16 protein-coding genes are annotated in these 15,377 nt (G+C 69.1%); 8 read left to right on the top strand and 8 right to left on the bottom strand.

Going from position 1 to position 15,377, the window contains the following annotated elements; all coding sequences use genetic code 11:
- Positions 1–217: 217 nt before the first annotated feature.
- Genes ATK36_RS15465 through ATK36_RS15475 form a run of 3 tightly spaced genes read right to left on the bottom strand, consistent with a single transcriptional unit; the run spans position 218 to position 1,986 of the window.
- A complete protein-coding gene (locus ATK36_RS15465; RefSeq protein ID WP_098512143.1) occupies positions 218–949 on the bottom strand; it encodes an SDR family NAD(P)-dependent oxidoreductase in 732 nt (243 codons plus the stop codon).
- Positions 942–1,214: an acyl carrier protein gene (locus ATK36_RS15470; RefSeq protein WP_098512145.1), complete on the bottom strand. Its 273-nt coding sequence runs from the start codon at positions 1,212–1,214 to the stop codon at positions 942–944. Before ATK36_RS15470 ends, ATK36_RS15465 begins: the two co-directional genes overlap by 8 nt.
- A 13-nt stretch (positions 1,215–1,227) precedes the next feature.
- Entirely contained in the window at positions 1,228–1,986 is a 759-nt protein-coding gene (locus ATK36_RS15475) for an acyl-ACP--UDP-N-acetylglucosamine O-acyltransferase family protein (protein ID WP_098512147.1), read from the bottom strand.
- A gap of 150 nt (positions 1,987–2,136) precedes the next feature.
- On the opposite strand from ATK36_RS15475, the gene ATK36_RS15480 reads away from it, so the two are divergent.
- From ATK36_RS15480 to ATK36_RS15510, 7 genes are all read left to right on the top strand, one after another.
- Positions 2,137–3,243, top strand: coding sequence for a DegT/DnrJ/EryC1/StrS family aminotransferase (locus tag ATK36_RS15480; RefSeq protein WP_098512148.1), 1,107 nt, complete (start codon positions 2,137–2,139; stop codon positions 3,241–3,243).
- Positions 3,240–4,193 (top strand): Gfo/Idh/MocA family protein, encoded by a 954-nt coding sequence (locus tag ATK36_RS15485; protein WP_098512150.1) that lies wholly within the window; start codon positions 3,240–3,242, stop codon positions 4,191–4,193. The genes ATK36_RS15480 and ATK36_RS15485 overlap by 4 nt, the downstream gene beginning before the upstream one ends.
- A 368-nt stretch (positions 4,194–4,561) precedes the next feature.
- Positions 4,562–4,966, top strand: a complete 405-nt coding sequence (locus ATK36_RS15490) for a hypothetical protein (protein WP_141544446.1) — start codon at positions 4,562–4,564, stop codon at positions 4,964–4,966.
- Positions 4,966–5,571: a DUF3558 domain-containing protein gene (locus tag ATK36_RS15495; RefSeq protein ID WP_098512153.1), complete on the top strand. Its 606-nt coding sequence runs from the start codon at positions 4,966–4,968 to the stop codon at positions 5,569–5,571. Before ATK36_RS15490 ends, ATK36_RS15495 begins: the two co-directional genes overlap by 1 nt.
- The gene (locus tag ATK36_RS15500) at positions 5,571–5,765 is read left to right on the top strand and encodes a hypothetical protein (RefSeq protein ID WP_098512154.1); all 195 of its coding nucleotides are present in this window, start codon (positions 5,571–5,573) and stop codon (positions 5,763–5,765) included. Before ATK36_RS15495 ends, ATK36_RS15500 begins: the two co-directional genes overlap by 1 nt.
- Positions 5,752–6,819, top strand: coding sequence for a hypothetical protein (locus ATK36_RS15505; protein ID WP_098512156.1), 1,068 nt, complete (start codon positions 5,752–5,754; stop codon positions 6,817–6,819). The genes ATK36_RS15500 and ATK36_RS15505 overlap by 14 nt, the downstream gene beginning before the upstream one ends.
- Positions 6,820–6,858: 39 nt before the next feature.
- Positions 6,859–7,599 (top strand): ESX secretion-associated protein EspG, encoded by a 741-nt coding sequence (locus ATK36_RS15510; RefSeq protein WP_170069749.1) that lies wholly within the window; start codon positions 6,859–6,861, stop codon positions 7,597–7,599.
- Between the two features lie 69 nt (positions 7,600–7,668).
- Here ATK36_RS15510 and ATK36_RS15515 read toward each other — a convergent pair whose 3' ends face one another.
- The 5 genes from ATK36_RS15515 to ATK36_RS15535 form a co-directional block, all read right to left on the bottom strand.
- Positions 7,669–8,022 carry a hypothetical protein gene (locus tag ATK36_RS15515; RefSeq protein WP_245914765.1) on the bottom strand — a complete coding sequence of 118 codons (354 nt, stop codon included), beginning with the start codon at positions 8,020–8,022 and terminating at the stop codon, positions 7,669–7,671.
- A gap of 187 nt (positions 8,023–8,209) precedes the next feature.
- Positions 8,210–8,824 (bottom strand): acyltransferase, encoded by a 615-nt coding sequence (locus tag ATK36_RS15520; protein WP_098512159.1) that lies wholly within the window; start codon positions 8,822–8,824, stop codon positions 8,210–8,212.
- Positions 8,811–10,007, bottom strand: a complete 1,197-nt coding sequence (locus ATK36_RS15525) for a glycosyltransferase family 4 protein (RefSeq protein ID WP_098512160.1) — start codon at positions 10,005–10,007, stop codon at positions 8,811–8,813. The genes ATK36_RS15520 and ATK36_RS15525 overlap by 14 nt, the downstream gene beginning before the upstream one ends.
- Positions 10,008–10,036: 29 nt before the next feature.
- Positions 10,037–10,966, bottom strand: coding sequence for an NAD-dependent epimerase/dehydratase family protein (locus ATK36_RS15530; protein ID WP_098512162.1), 930 nt, complete (start codon positions 10,964–10,966; stop codon positions 10,037–10,039).
- Between the two features lie 22 nt (positions 10,967–10,988).
- Entirely contained in the window at positions 10,989–12,119 is a 1,131-nt protein-coding gene (locus tag ATK36_RS15535) for a DegT/DnrJ/EryC1/StrS family aminotransferase (protein WP_170069750.1), read from the bottom strand.
- A gap of 133 nt (positions 12,120–12,252) precedes the next feature.
- On the opposite strand from ATK36_RS15535, the gene ATK36_RS15540 reads away from it, so the two are divergent.
- Entirely contained in the window at positions 12,253–15,342 is a 3,090-nt protein-coding gene (locus ATK36_RS15540; protein WP_098512163.1) for an AfsR/SARP family transcriptional regulator, read from the top strand.
- Positions 15,343–15,377: the final 35 nt, after the last annotated feature.

Below are 15,377 nucleotides of genomic sequence, written 5' to 3' on the forward strand. Positions count from 1 at the left end.
CGTGGCGGTGCGGGTAGCGGAACCTCAGACGTCCTCTCACTCCGGGATCTCCTCCTCATGAATACCGATTCACCACCTCGGAGCTGTCCTCGCGAGAGAACGCCTGAGAACCCGCAGCGGTGCCGGTTGACGGCCCACAGCAAACGGCTCCGCCGTTTATGAAACAGAACCTAGTCGTGCCCGCGGGTGACCATCGCGGGTCACCCGGCGAGGACACTCACAACACCAAGCCGCCGTCCACGCCGAGCACCTGACCGGTCACGAACGACGCCTCGTCGCTCACCAGGAACCGGATGACCTTCGCCACGTCCTCGGCGGTGCCGAGCCGGCCCAGCGGCGTGCGGCCGGCGTTCTCCGCCTTCGCCTCCTCGGACAACCCCGAGGTCAGGTCCGTGTCGATCACGCCGGGGGCCACCGCGTTCACGCGGATGCCCGACCGGCCGAGTTCCTTCGCCGCCGAACGCGCGATGTTCGCCACCGCCGCCTTCGACGCCGCGTACACCGTCTGCCCCGCGCTGCCGTACTCGCCGACGACGCTGGCCAGCACGACGATCGAGCCGGTCTTCTTCCGCATCATCGCGCGCGCCGCGGCCTGCACGGTGTGCAGCGTGCCGGCGACGTTCGTGCTCAGCGTGGTCTCGACCAGGTCTTCCTTGATCATGCCGAGGAGCGCGTCCACCATGATCCCCGCGTTGGCGACGACGATGTCGAGCTTGCCGTGCTCCTTCGCCACCCCTCGGACCAGCATGGCGACGGCCTTGGCGTCGGTCACGTCGAGCGCGAGCCCGGCCGCCGCACCGGCCGCGGCCGCGGCCGCTTTCGCGCGGGACTCGTCCCGGCCGGTCAGCACCACGGTGGCGCCGGCCTCGGCCAGCGCCCGCGCGGTGGCCAGGCCGATCCCGCGCGTCCCGCCCGTGACGAGCGCGACACGACCGGCCAGGTCAGTCATTCTTCGCCGTCAGCTCGGTCACCATGTCCACGGCGACCTTGAAGCTCGACATGTCGATCACCTGGTCGGTGTCGAATTCGACGTCGAACTCGTCCTCGATGGCCGCGACCAGCGCCATGTGGCCGACCGAGTCCCACGCCTCGATCTCGCGGTACTTCAGGTTCTCGACGTCCACTTCACCGTCGAGATCGAGCGCGTCGACGAAGACCGTGCGCAGTTTGGGGGCCACTTCCGGCCTCGCGGCCTGAGCGTCAGACACAACCATACTTCCTTACTGATCAGTGTTCTTCGCGCGGGCGGGCGTCCCACGCCTTGACCACGGTAGAGAGGTCGCCCGGGAGCCGGTCGGCCAGCCCGTCGTCCGGCAGGCCGCGCTTGCCCTTCAGCCACGGCGACAGCGCCTCGATGGTGGTCTCGTCCAGCCCGCGGCGGGACAGCCCGACCACGTTCACGCCGGTCACGCGGGCCGGGTTGCCCACGGCGATGGTGAACGCGCTCACCTCGCGGCGCACCGCCGAGGACATGCCGACCATCGCCCCGGGGCCGATCACCACGCGCTGGTGCAGCACCGTGCCCATGCCGAGGTTCGCGCCGTCCCAGATGTGGCAATGCCCACCCGTGATCACGTTCGAGGCGATCGTCACCCCGGAGCCGACCAGGCAGTCGTGCGCGATGTGGCTGCCCCGCAGGTAATACCCGTCACTGCCGAGCGTGGTGGTGCGCCAGGTGCCCTGGTGCACGCTCACGTACTCGCGGATCCGGTTGCGGTCGCCGATCACCACCCCGTGCCCGTCCTGCTCCGGATCACCGGCCGGGGCGGCGTCCCAGGCCGCCGGGTGCGGCTTGCCGCGGTCCTCGCCGGGCGTCCCGATGGTCACGTGCGGGCCGATCCAGTTGCCGTCGCCTATCCGGGCAGGTCCGACGATCACGGTGTACGGGCCGATCACGTTGCCCTCGCCGAGTTCGACGCCCTCCCCGAGGACTGCGGTCGGATGGATGCGGTTGGTTCCCGGCCTGGCGGCCTGAGCGTCCGACACTGTTCGCGTATCCGTTCGTCGGCGGCTGGGTACTGGACATGACGGCGCGCCCGGTAACGTGTGGCCCGCGTTGCTGCAGGGCGGCCGGGCGCAGAACCGGCGGCCAACTGTACCGGACGCATCGAAATCGCCTGCCGAGAGAGACTGCCGATGATCCCCATTACCGTGGTCGACGTCCGTGACGCGGAGGACCTCGTCGTCGAGGTACTGCGCTCCGGCGCCATCGCACAGGGGCCGATGGTCAAGCGCTTCGAAGACGCCTTCGCCCACGTCGCGGGCACGAAGCACGCCATCGCCGTGAACAACGGCACCACTGCGCTGGTCGCGTCGCTGCAGGCGCTGGACCTGGCGCCCGGTGACGAGGTGATCACCTCGCCGTTCACCTTCGTGGCGACGCTGAACGCCATCCTGGAGGCCGGTGCCACGGTCCGGTTCGCCGACATCCGGCGCGAGGACTTCGCGATCGACCCGGACGCGGTGGCCGCCGCGGTCACCGACCGGACCAAGGTCCTGATGCCGGTGCACCTCTACGGGCAGACCGCGGACATGGGCAAGCTCGCCCCGTTCGCGGCCGAGCGCGGGCTGCGGATCATCGAGGACTCCGCCCAGGCGGTCGGTGCCTCGTTCGAGGGCAAGCAGGCCGGCTCGTACGGCATCGGCTGCTTCTCGCTGTACGCCACCAAGAACGTGACCACCGCCGAGGGCGGCGTGATCACCACCGACGACGACGCGCTGGCGGACAAGCTGCGGGTGCTGCGCAACCAGGGCATGCGGGCGCGCTACCAGTACGAGATGGCCGGGCACAACTACCGGATGACCGATCTGCACGCCGCGGTCGGCATCCCGCAGCTGGCGAAGCTCGACCAGCTCGCCGCCGCCCGGCAGGCCAACGCGAAGCGGCTGTCCGACGGGCTGGCCGACACCCCGGGCCTGAGCGTGCCGCAGGTGCTGCCCGGCCGGTCGCACGTGTGGCACCAGTACACCGTGCTGGTCGGCCCGCACGCGATGCTCTCCCGCGACGAGCTGGCCGCCGCCCTCACCGGAAAGGGCATCGGCAACGGGATCTACTACCCGAAGATCGTCTTCGACTACGACTGCTATCGCGGGCATCCGCTGATCCCGGACGCCACGGTGGCGGACTTCCCGGTGGCCTCCTCGGTCGCCGACCAGGCGCTGTCGCTGCCGGTGCACCCGCAGCTGACCGAGTCCGACCTGGACCGGATCGTCGAGACGGTGCGCGAGGTGCTGGGCGCATGACACACCGCATCGCACTCATCGGCACCGGCAACATGGGCTCGCTGCACGCCCGGGTACTGGCCGGCAACGAGCGGGCCGAGCTGGTCCGGGTGATCGACCCGCGCGAGGAGGCCGGCCGCGCGGTCGCCGAGCGCTACGAGACCCGGTGGACCCCGGAGATCGGCTCACTGTCCGATGTGGACGCAGTGGTGCTCGCCTCGGCCACCGAGGTGCACTACGAGCTGGCGCAGGAGATCCTCGGCCAGGACAAGCCGATGCTGGTCGAGAAGCCGGTCTGCAACAGCCTCGAATTCTCCCAGGAGATCGTCGCGCTGTCGGCGAAGAAGGACATCCCGCTGATGTGCGGGCTGCTGGAGCGGTACAACCCGGCGGTGATGACCGCGCGGGCGCTGGTGAGCGAGCCGGTGCACCTGATGGCCCGCCGGCACGGCCCGTACGCGCCGCGGATCAAGACCGGGGTGGCCTGGGACCTGCTGGTGCACGACGTCGATCTGGCCATCCAGTTCTTCGGCGGGGCGACGCCCGCGCGGGTCACCTCGGGTGCCGGGTACTTCCACCCGACCTCGGTCGAGGGCGCCGAGGACACCATCGAAACGGTGCTGACCTTCCCGACCGGGCTGGCCACCGTGTCCGCGTCCCGGCTCGGGCAGCGCAAGGTCCGTTCGCTGGTGGTGTCGGAGCTCGACCGCATGGTGGAGATCGACCTGCTGCGCCGGGACGTGACCATCTACCGGCACGTCTCGCACGATTCGGTCACCCCGGACGGGCTCGGCTACCGGCAGCAGACCGTGATCGAGATCCCGGAGCTGATCACCGCGCGGGAACCGCTGGCCACCCAGCTGGACCGGTTCCTCGATCTGCTGGAGGGCAAGCTCGACGCGAACGCCGAACGCGAGCTGATCCTGCCCTCGCACCACGTGGTGGCGCAGGTGCTGGACCAGGCGGCCTGACTCAGCGGGTCAGCCGCGCGCCGTCCGCCCCCAGCGCGAGGGCCCTTGGCTGCTCCCTGACGACGTACTTCACCCGGGGCGCGGTAGCGCCGATGCGCCTTGAGCTGGGCGTATGACTCACCGGCGGACGCTGAACAAGGGATGTGCCCGGCGGGTGCCCCACGCTGTCTGGCCCTTTCACCGGCCGGCGTCCCCACGTGAACGCGCGTGTGGACGTCTCGTCGCGTGCTGGTGCAATCGTATACGTCCAGGTCAGAGCGCGTGCGGACGCTCACGGGCGTGATTCTGCGTTGATCGGACGGTTTGTCGCCGAGTGGATACGATCAGTGCGAAACGAGTTACCAGCAGGTGTGTCAGGGGAGGCTGCAGTGGCAGGGATGGAAGAGGCGTTGAACGCCGGGATGTTCGTCGTGGCCGGAGAAGAAGGCGGAGGCGCCTCCGGAGGTTCGCCCGGTGGCGCGTTCACGATGGACCGGGACGCCATGACGAGGGAACTCGAGAACCTCAAGAAATTGCGGGATCGGGTCAATATGCAGCTTCGAAACGCTGCCCCGATGTGGTCGATTCAATCTCCGGGCAATGATCCCGCGTCGCTCCGCAACACGGACGCCAGCAACAAGTCCGGTCTTGCCTACCGCGACTCCCTAGTTCGGCAGCGCGACTTTGTTGGCGTCTTCATCGAGAAGATTGAGAAGGCGTTGGGATTACACACGACCAATGACGGTCAGGCCGCGCAAACCGTTAATACAAAGGGCGATGGAGGGCGCTTCTGATGACTTGGGTGTCCAAGTTCGCTGGCGTTGCGGCTGCGCTGGCTGTCACGTGGGTGGCGGCGGCGTGCTCGGCGACAACGGCAGGCACTCCTGAGCCGGGTGCGTCCTCCTCTCCACCGACTGGAGGGTCAGCGGCGCCGAAGATTGAGCACCCCTTGCCGGCCTCGCTGATCCAAGGCAACCCGTGTTCGGTGCTCACCTCTGCGCAGGTTAACGGGCTGTTCTCGCGTCCACCGACGCATGACGCCGCTGCGAAGGACACGGGAGTGGCCAAGTCCTGTTTCTGGCGCGACGTCGATCGAGGTTCCCTTATCGGTATCCAACTGGTTTATGTATGGAAGCACGGGCTGGCGGACGTGTACGCGAAGAGGGGCCAAGGATTTTTCAAGGAGCTTGCTCCGATACAGGGGTACCCCATCGTGGCCTACGGACCGGCTGACGACCGCGCTAAAGGCGCTTGCGATGTGGCCGTGGGCATCGCCGATAACGCTGCCTTTGGCGTGGGCGTAGATGTCGCAAGTTCTGCAGTGGGCAAGGGTGATCCGTGTGATGACGCGCGGAAGGTTGCGGATTTGGCTCTCACGACGTTGAAGGGGAACGCGTGATGTCCGGTCCGGCTGAGGCGGTGAGAGCGTGGATGGCGTTGCAGCAGCAGGAAGGCAAACTGATCCTGCCCGGGGAGCTGGTGCGGCGGGTGAAGAACGGCCCGGGGTTGGGCAGCCTCGGAGAGGCCCAGCAGGTGAGCATGTCGCAGGCGTCCGAGCAGCAGGGACACGCTGGCGATCGTGGCGCGGCTTGAGGCTGCGTGGTCCGGGCAGAGCGGTGACGCGGCCCGGAACGGGCTGAAGCCGTTTGCGGACGCGGCCACCTCGTCGTCGACTGCATTGTTCACCGGCCAGAACACGTTGACGGATCAGGGCCACGTGTTCCAGTCCACCCGGGACTCTATGCAGGATGTGTCGGACTCTCCGCCGGAGCGGGACGCCGTTGATGTGCTGTCGGTGTGGGATACCGACACCGAGGACCAGATCAACAAGAACAACGCGGCCATTCAGCAGAACAAGCAGATCTATCGGGAGTTCACCTCCACCAGTGACGGCCACGCGCTGACGATGCCCACCGAGTACGGGCAGATGCCAGACGCGCAGGGTGACTTCTCCATCGGGAATCCGCCTGCCGCACCGGACCAGCGCACCCCGACTGTCTCGCACTCGACGTTTTCGCAGCACTCTCCCGGCCTGGACAGTCACGGACCTGGCGGCTCGTCCGTCTCGCCACCCGCGCAGTATCAGCCGGGACACATCGGCACGGGCCTTGACGGGAACCCGCAAGTGCCTGCCGCACACGGGCCTGGCGGCGACGGAACCCAGAGCGCGGGGTTCGTGCCGCCGTCGCACCCCGGCCCCGGCGGCGTGTGGAGTTCTGACCCGACGAGATTCGGCCCGGTGGGTCCGGGCGGGTCGTCGTCCTACGGCCCCGGCAGCGGCGGCCCCGGTGGCAGTCCGGGATTCGGCGGCGGTTTCGACCCCGGGGTGTCTGGTCCGGGAAACTCCGAGACCGGTGGGCGAGGGTCGGCGCCGGGGGCGGGTCCCCGGTCGGGTGGTCTCGGCGGAGGTGGCCGGACCGGGTCGGGCGGCAGGGTCGGCGGTGGTGTCGACGAGCCGGTAACGCGCGGCGGCACCGGCGCGGCCGGCGGCCGGGGCGGGAGCGGAATGCCGATGGGCGCCACCGGCGGGAAGGGCAACAAGGAAGAGGACAAGGAGAAGAAGGCCGCCTCCTACTTACTGGAGCCGGACCCGAACGCGTTGTTCGGCTACGATGGCAAGGCCGTGCCGCCGGTGATCGGCCAATAACCGGTGATGGTTATCGACGCACCAGTGACGGTGCCGCGTGTGGCTCTCGCCTGGGCCTGGGAGTCAGAACGGATCGGTCCGGCGCACCCCGTGCTCGGGGTCGTGGAATGGTGGTTCGAAGACGACGCGGCAGCCTCGTTCGATGAACTGATGCGACAAGCACTCGCCGAGCCCGGCTTCTACGACCTGCGTCGCAAGCGGCTGACCGGAGACTTCCGGGATGTGTTGTGGGGTATCTCCACCGCTGATGCGGAGTGCTACCGCATGTCCAGCACGCGCGATGGACGCCGATCGGCGTCCCTGGCCGTCGTGACCGGGCGTTCCGGATCGCTGATCACCGTGGACGATGATCAAGCGACGTTGGTGCGGATTCCGGCCGGTCGGGTGTGCCGGGCGATCGTGGGCACTCTGCCCGAGGTACGCCCGGCCGGCATCGGCGAAATCCGGGTGCCCCGCTCCGAATACGGGGCGGGATCGGTATCCGAGTCCTACGACCTGGACATGACCAGCGATTACACCGCGCCGGACACAGCCGAGCAGGTGCGGGCGTTGATGGCCGCGCCACGCACCGTGATCCACCAGCTCTACGTGGCCAGACGTACGAACGGCAAGCGCTCGTCCAGCTACCCGCTCACCGCTGTGGACACGGCGCACCACGAGCGAGTCCTGACGTTCCTGCAGGACAGTCCCGATGGCGACGACATCATCGCCTGCGGCCCCGGCAGCACCGACTACATCACCGCAACCTTGGACGGCACCATGCGCGGACTACACGACTGACACGCCGGTACGGGCGGGTGAGTCCCTCGGCGGCCCGTCGCTCCCGCCGGACTCTCGCCTGCCGGACGTTCAACCAATGAGCGTGTCGGCGGGCATCAGCGCAATCAAGCGCCGAGTCGTGGCCTCGTACTCGACGTACGCCCGGGAGTCGTCGGGGCCACCGGCCGCGATCATGTCGTCGTAGGCCATGGCCTGCGCAGCGATCACGGACGCCGTCTGTTCCAGCATCCGTGCCGCGCGTTCGGAACGGTTGCGCATCTCGGCCATTTCGGGAAGCCCGCGTTCAGCAAGCCCAGCGAACAGCGCAGCAGCCCGGTCCTGAGTCCCTGCGCACACTCGGAAAGCGGCGGACCTCCGGCGCAAGTCATCAGCGAAACTCGGAGGAGTGTCCTGGCCGGACAGCGCGTCGGAAGTCTCGCTCATGCCAGCCATCATGCCCGAGATTCGCAACACACACCGGCAGAACCGCCCGGCTGTTCGCCCGAGACAACGCGCCCCCTCGTCGGCGGATGCGCGTTGAGGGGACTTCGGTACAGCCGCCACGCCCGTGCATCGCACGTCACAAGCAGGTAAACAATCCGTGAAGGGCCCCTTCACAGCTTTGACGCCATTACGTGGTGAAGTCGCCCGAGGGGGAGCCCCAACCGGACGGATCGTCCGAAAGCGCGCGGCGGCGGGCGTTCTCCGCCCGCACCCGCTCGACCTCCGACTCGATGTACTCCTCGTCGTAGCGCTGGAACACCCGCGCCGGGTTGCCCGCCACCAGTGTCCGGGCGGGCACGTCCTTGGCCACCACCGAGTTCGGCTGCACCGTGGCGAAATCGCCGATGGTCACGCCGGGCATGATCACCACCAGGCCGCCGATGAAGCAGCCCTTGCCGATCTTCACCGGCTTGCGCTCGATCAGATCGCTGCCGGAGTGGTTCTGCAGTGCCATGTTCGCCAGCCAGCTGGAATGCGTGAACACCAGCGTGTTCAGCCCGATGCTGGTGTGCTCGCCGATCTCCAGCCCGCCGCTGGCGTCGAGCACCGCGCCCTCGCCGATCCAGCAGTGCTCGCCCATCCGGAGGTTCTCCGGGCTGACGATCTTGCCCCGCTCGCGGACCCGGCAGCTTTCGGGCAGCCCGTAGAACTTCGCCCGCTCCGCGTCGTTGAAGTACTGCGCGACGACGTCGGTGAGAATCTGCGGGCGCAGCCGGTTCGAGCGCTCGTCATCGAAGAACATCGTTGTCCGCCACCAGTTTCGTGAGCACCCGCAGGTGTTCCTCGGCTACCACGTCCAGCCCGAAGTTGTCCCGGACCATCGCCCGTTGCCGCTGCGCGATCCGTGCCCTGCGGTCCGGATCGTCCAAAAGGGACAGTACGGTCTCGCGCACCGCCTCGGCGTCGTCCGGCCGGACCAGCAGAACGTTCTCGCCGTTGCGCAGTTCGATGCCGGGGTAGTTGTCCTCGGTCACCGACGCGATGGTCGCGGTGCCGGACAGCATCGCCTCCAGTGACGCGGTCCCGCAGCCGCCGTTGAGGTCGTGGGTCACCAGGTCCGCGGCCGCGAAGTAGGCGGGCACGTCCTCCTTCGGCACCGGCCCGGTCACCACCAGCGCGTCCGCCACGCCCAGTTCCTCGGCCCGGCGCAGGAACGCGTCGTGATACACCCGGCCGACGACCACCACGCGCACGCCGGGATGCCGTTCGAGGATTCCGGGCAGCGCCTCCACCAGCGGCAGCCGGTTGCGCAGCGGGATCACGTGCCCGAGCGAGACGATCAGCGGGCCGTCCCCGAGCTCCAGATCCGCGCGCACGTCCTTGGTGACGGGCTTGGCGAAGTGCCCGATGTCCACCGCGATCGGGAAGTACTCGGAGTTCTCGTCGCTCGTGCCGTAACGCTGCACGCAGTAGTCCACGCCGAGCTTGTCGAGGATGACGTAGCGCGGGCGCAGGTACTTCAGCACCGGCTTGACCAGCACCGCGTCCAGTATCCGGAACACTCGGCCGTAGAGCTTCTTGTCGCTGATCAGCAGGGTGTGAATGGTCAGCAGCACGGGCAGCCCGTGCCGCCGCGCGTAGATCCCGGCCATCCACGAGAGGTCGAAGAACTGGCCGTGCAGGTGCACCGCGTCCGGTTTGAACTCGTCCAGCAGCTGCCACAGCCGCCGCCAGTTGCCCGGCCGCGGTGCGGCGAAGGTCATGTCGAAGTCGATCGACAGGCCCAGCTGCGGCATCTTCACCGCGGGCAGCCGGACCACGCGGTAACCGTCGCGTTCCTCCTCCGCGGGCGCATCCGCGTACGCCGCGGTGATCGCCAGCACCTCGTGCCCGGCCGCGGCGTATTCGGCGGCCAGCGAGGCCGCCATATGCGCGCTCCCGCCGACGCGCGGGGGGAAGAAGTTGTTCACCACCGCGATGCGCATCGGCGTTCTCTCGGCAGGGCCGGCGGCACTCACTCGGAGTCCTGCACCAAGGCCCGCATGCCTTCCTCCACCGAGATCCGCGGCTCCCAGCCCAGAACCTCGCGGGCCCGGCCGATGTCCGCGGCCCGGCGCGAGACCAGCACGTCGCGTTCGTTGAACTCCGGCTGCACGTCCACGCCGACCGCCTCGATGAGGATCTTGGCCAGCGTGGCGATCGAGGTGTCCACCCCGGTACCGATGTTGATCGGCAGGTTCGCCTGCTCCGATTCGAGCGCCGCGACGACACCACGGGCGAGGTCGGACACGTGCACGAAGTCCATCGACTGGTCGCCGCGGCCGTCGATGACCGGCGGCTGCCCGGCCCGCAGGCGCTTGATGAAGTGGTTGATCACCGAGGTGTAGTAGGCCTCGATCTTCTGCCCCGGGCCGTACACGTTGAAGAACCGCAACGCGTTCCAGGACAGGCCCTTGGTGCGCTCGTAGAATCCGAGCAGATCCTCGCCCGCGCGCTTGGAGATGCAGTACGGCGTGAGCGGGCGCAGCTCGTCGTCCTCGTGCATGGGCAGGCGCTTCGGATCGCCGTACACCGAGGCGGTCGAGGCGAACACCAGCCGCTGCACGCCTTCGTCGGCGGCCGCGGCGAACACGTTCTGGTTGCCCATCATGTTGATGTCGATCGATTCGTGCGGGTCGGCGATCGACTTGTTGATCGACACGGTCGCGAAGTGGATCACGTGCGTACAGCCGCGGATCGCCTCGCGCACCGCGCCGCCGTAGCGCACGTCCTGCTCCACCAGCTCGACCTTGCCGGTGGCCACGAACTCGCCGACCCTGGCCCGGTCACCGCGGGTCATGTTGTCGAAGATCCGCACCGTGTAGCCACCCTCGAGCAGCAGCGGGATCACATGTGCGGCGATGAACCCGCCACCGCCGGTGAAGAAGACCTTCTTCTCGGACATGGGTGCTGGTTCTCCTCGTGGGTCAGGAAAGGGTATGGACGGCTTCGCGCACGGTGCTCACCACGCGGTCCACTTCGGCACCGGTGAGCTCGGCGTGCATCGGGATCGCCAGCTGCCGGCGGAACGCGTCCGCCGAAACCGGCAACGGCGCCTGCTCGCCGTAGATCGGCTGCAGGTGCGAGGCGTACGTGCCGAAGTTGCACTGCACCCCCTGCTCGCGAATGCGCAGCGCGAGCGCGTCCCGGCTGATCTCCGGGGCGACCGTGAGCAGGTAGGCCTGCCACGGATGTTCGCGGTCGGGCAGCTCCACCGGCACCCTCAGCGCGTCGAGGTCCGCGAACGCCTCGTGGTAGCGCTTGGCCACCGCGCGCCGGGCGGCGAGCAGGTCGGGCAGGCGGTCGAGCTGGACGCCCATGATCGCGGCCTGGATGTCCGACAGCCGGAAGTTCCAGCCGAGTTCGTGGAACTCCGGCACCGGCAGCGCCTCGGCGCCTTCCCGGCTGATCGCCGGTTCGATGCCGTAGGTGTGCAGTTTCCGGGCGTGGGCCAGCAGATCCGCCCGATCGGAGACGAGCGCGCCGCCCTCGCCCGCGGTGATGCCCTTGCGGCCGTGGAAGGAGAAGGCGGCCAGATCGGCGAGGCTGCCCGCCGGGCGGGTGCGGTAGGTGGCGCCCGCAGAGCACGCAGCGTCCTCGAACAACCACAGGCCGTGCTTGTCCGCAATGGCGCGGTATTCGTCGAAATCGCCCGGCTGCCCGGCGACATCGACCGCGAGGATACCCACGGTGCGCGGGGTGATCAGGGCTTCGATCGCGGCCGGGTCGGCGCTGAAGACGTCCGGGCGGATGTCCGCGAAGATCGGCTTGCCACCGGCCTGCAGCACCGCGTGTCCAGTGGCCGGGAACGTGTAGTCGCCGACGATCACCTCGTCGCCGGGCCGTACCCCGAGCACGCGCAGTCCGAGGAACAACGCGGCGCCACAGCTGCTCGTGGACAGCGCGTGCGCGGTGCCGGTGACGCGGGCGAAGCGTTCCTCGAATCGGCGGCACGCCGGTCCGGCCCCGGCGAGCCAGCCGGAACGGAACACCTCGGCCACGGCGGCAAGCTCTTCCTCGCCCACCGTCGGCTTCCCGAGCAGCACCGGTTCGCCCACTTTGCCTCTCCTGTGAATCGCGGACCTCGCCTTGCGAACTGATCGCGTCGCAGTGTATATAACGTTCCCCCCACAGGCTGCCGTCGGGATAAACTGCCGGTGAAGCCGACGAGCAACGCTTAGGCTCACCAGTATGCGGATCGGGCTGCTGGGGGCCGTCACTGGGTGGAACACCGCGGGCCTGCCGATCACGGTGGGCGGGCCCCGGGGACGGACGCTGCTCGCGCTCTTGGCGGCGGAGGCCGGCCGGTTCGTGTCCGCGGAGCGGCTCATCGACGGCCTGTACGGCGAAGAACCACCGGACGGTGCCGCGAACGCCTTGCAGTCCCAGGTCTCCCGGCTGCGCAGCGCCGTAGGGCTGCCGGTGGAGTTCACGTCCGCGGGATATCGCCTGGTGGTCGATCCGGAAGAGATCGACGCACACCGCTTCGAACGTCTCGCCGCGGAGGGAAGGCGTGAACTGGCCGCGCACGACCCGACGCGGGCGAGCGATCTACTCACCGAAGCGCTGGCGTTGTGGCGTGGACCGGCCTTCGCGGACGTCCCCGCGGCGTCCAGGCAGGCCACGCGGCTTGAGGAACTGCGCGCCGAGACCGCGGCCGATCGGATCGATGCGGAGATCTCCCTTGGCCGGGCCAAGGAAATTCTCGACGAGTTGCGCACAACCGTTGCCGCAGAGCCATTGCGCGAACGGCTGCGTGCCCAGTTGATCCGAGCGTTGCACGCATTGGGCCGTAACGCGGAAGCCCTCGCCGCATTCGAAGACGCCCGCCGGGTATTGGCCGACGAGCTGGGCGCCGATCCCGGGCCGGAGCTGGCCGAGGCGCATCTGGCGGTGCTGCACGACGAACCGGCGACGACGGCCGCGCCGTTGCCCGCGCAGCTGACCAGCTTCGTCGGCCGTGACGAGGAGTTGCGCCAGATCGCCGAGCTGCTCCGGCACGCCCGGCTGGTCACGTTGCTCGGCCCCGGCGGTACGGGCAAGACGCGGCTGGCAGTGGAGGCCGGGACGAACGCCGGGCCGTGCGCGTTCGTGGAGCTGGCCCCGCACATCGCCGACGACGTCGAATCGGCCGTACTCGGCGCCCTCGGGCTGCGGGAGACCACGTCCCCGTTGCGCGGCACCAGCGGGCCGAGCCCGGTCGAACGGATCGTTTCCGCGCTGCGGGACCAGCCGATGTTGCTGGTGCTGGACAACTGCGAACACGTCGTGGCCGCGGCGGCCCGCCTGGTCGCGCGGCTACTGCCGTCCTGCCCAGGGCTGCGCGTACTGGCCACGAGCCGGGAGCCGCTCGGCATCACCGGCGAGCAGCTCGCCCCGATCCCCCGGCTTACGGTGCCGCCTGCGGATACCACCGCCGCCGTGGCGCTCGATTACTCCGCGGTGCGACTGTTCACCGACCGTGCACAGGCCAACGATCCGGCGTTCCGGATCGACGAGCACACTGCTGCGGACGTCGTGCGGATCTGCGCCGCACTCGAGGGCCTGCCGCTCGCGCTGGAGCTTGCCGCGGCCCGCGTGCGCACGCTGGGAGTCGAGGAGATCGCCGGACGGCTCGACGACCGGTTCCGGCTGCTCGCCCACGGCAGCCGGACCGCGGAAGCACGGCACCGATCGTTGCGTGGCGCGGTGGAGTGGAGCTGGGATCTGCTCGACGACGACGAGCGCCGCCTCGCCCGGCGGCTGACCGTGTTCCGCGGCGGGGCGACGCTGGCGTTCGCCGAGGAGATCTGCGGGACGCCGGCCGAGCTGCTCCCGGAACTCACGGACAAGTCGCTGGTGGAACATTCCGGTGGGCGGTACCGGATGCTGGAGACGATCCGGGCCTTCTGTGACGAGAAGCTGGCCGGTGCCGGGGAAACCGCGCAGCTGCGGCAGGCGCACGCGCAGGCGTTCCTCCGGCTGGCCGAGGAGGCGGACCCGAAGCTGCGCACCGCCGAACAGCTGTCCTGGCTCGATCGGCTCGACGCGGAGTACGACAACCTCGTGGCCGCGCTGCATTGGTCGGCCACGGCCGACCAGCCCACAGCGCTCCGGCTCGTCGCCGCGCTCACGCAGTACTGGTGGCTGCGCGGCCGCCGCCACGAAGGCGCGGTGCTGTCCTCGGCGGTCCTGCGGCACTGCGGGTCCGAACCACCGGCCGGCGAGCCGTTCCTGATGTGCCTGCTGGCCGCGATGGCCGGGGATCCCGGGCACGAGGTGGTACTGGCCTATCAGTCCTATGTGGATCATTACCTCGCGGACAGCGGATGGGCGCCGGAACGGCCGATGCTGCTGATGCTCGCGGCCGTGGTGCTCGGACCGCCGGAGGACGACGCGGCACGGCTCGCGCAGACCAGGCTCGCGCGGCACTCCGATCCGTGGCTCACCGCGCTCGTGCCGATGGGCGACGGCCTGCGCGCCATGCTCACCGGTGATTTGGACGCCGCCGAACGAGGCCTCCGCGAAGGACAGGCCCGCTATCGCGCACTCGGCGAACGCTGGGGTCTGTCGATGTCCCTGGACCACTTGTCGCAGGTACTCACCTGGCGCGGACGGCACGAGGAAGCAGCAGCGGCGATGACCGAGTCGATGTCGCTCATGCAGGAACTCGGCGCCACCGACGACTACGCCGATCTGCTCTGCCGTCGCGGCGACAGCCGTGCGTTGCGCGGAGACGTCGAAGGCGCACGCGCGGACTACGAACAGGCTGTCGCGCTGGCAAGGCGGACGGGCATGCCGGAGACGCGTGCCGCCGGTCAACTCGGGTTGGCCGGGCTGGCTCGCCAGGCCGGAGACCTCGCCCACGCGCGGAACCTGGCCGAGCGCGTACTGACCGAGTGCACGTCGGGCTCGTTCGCTGTCGCCGTCGTACGCGCCACCGCAGCCGCCACGCTGGGATGGATCGAAGTGGCCGAGCATCGACCGGAAGAAGCCCGTCAACGGATCCGAGAGGCTGCGGAGACCGCGTACGCATGGCACAACAACTTCGTGCTGGCGTCGGTCCTCGAAGCGGCTGCGGGTCTCCTCGCCGAGGAGAAGCAGTACGCCGAAGCAGCCACATTGCTCGGGGCTGCTGAGGCCGTACGCGGCACTGTGGTGCTCGGACAGCAGGATGTTGCGCGCGTCACCGACGTGGCCACAGCGAGCCTGGGCGACCGCTTCGCCGAGGCCTACACCACCGGCCGGGAGCTGGGTGTGGACGACGCGCTCACCGTCGCCGGGTTGTCGCCGGTCAGGTGACCACGCAGTCGTGGACTACGCAGCGACGGCCCGAA

It is taken from the genome of Amycolatopsis sulphurea, from assembly GCF_002564045.1.
Lineage (GTDB): Bacteria > Actinomycetota > Actinomycetes > Mycobacteriales > Pseudonocardiaceae > Amycolatopsis > Amycolatopsis sulphurea.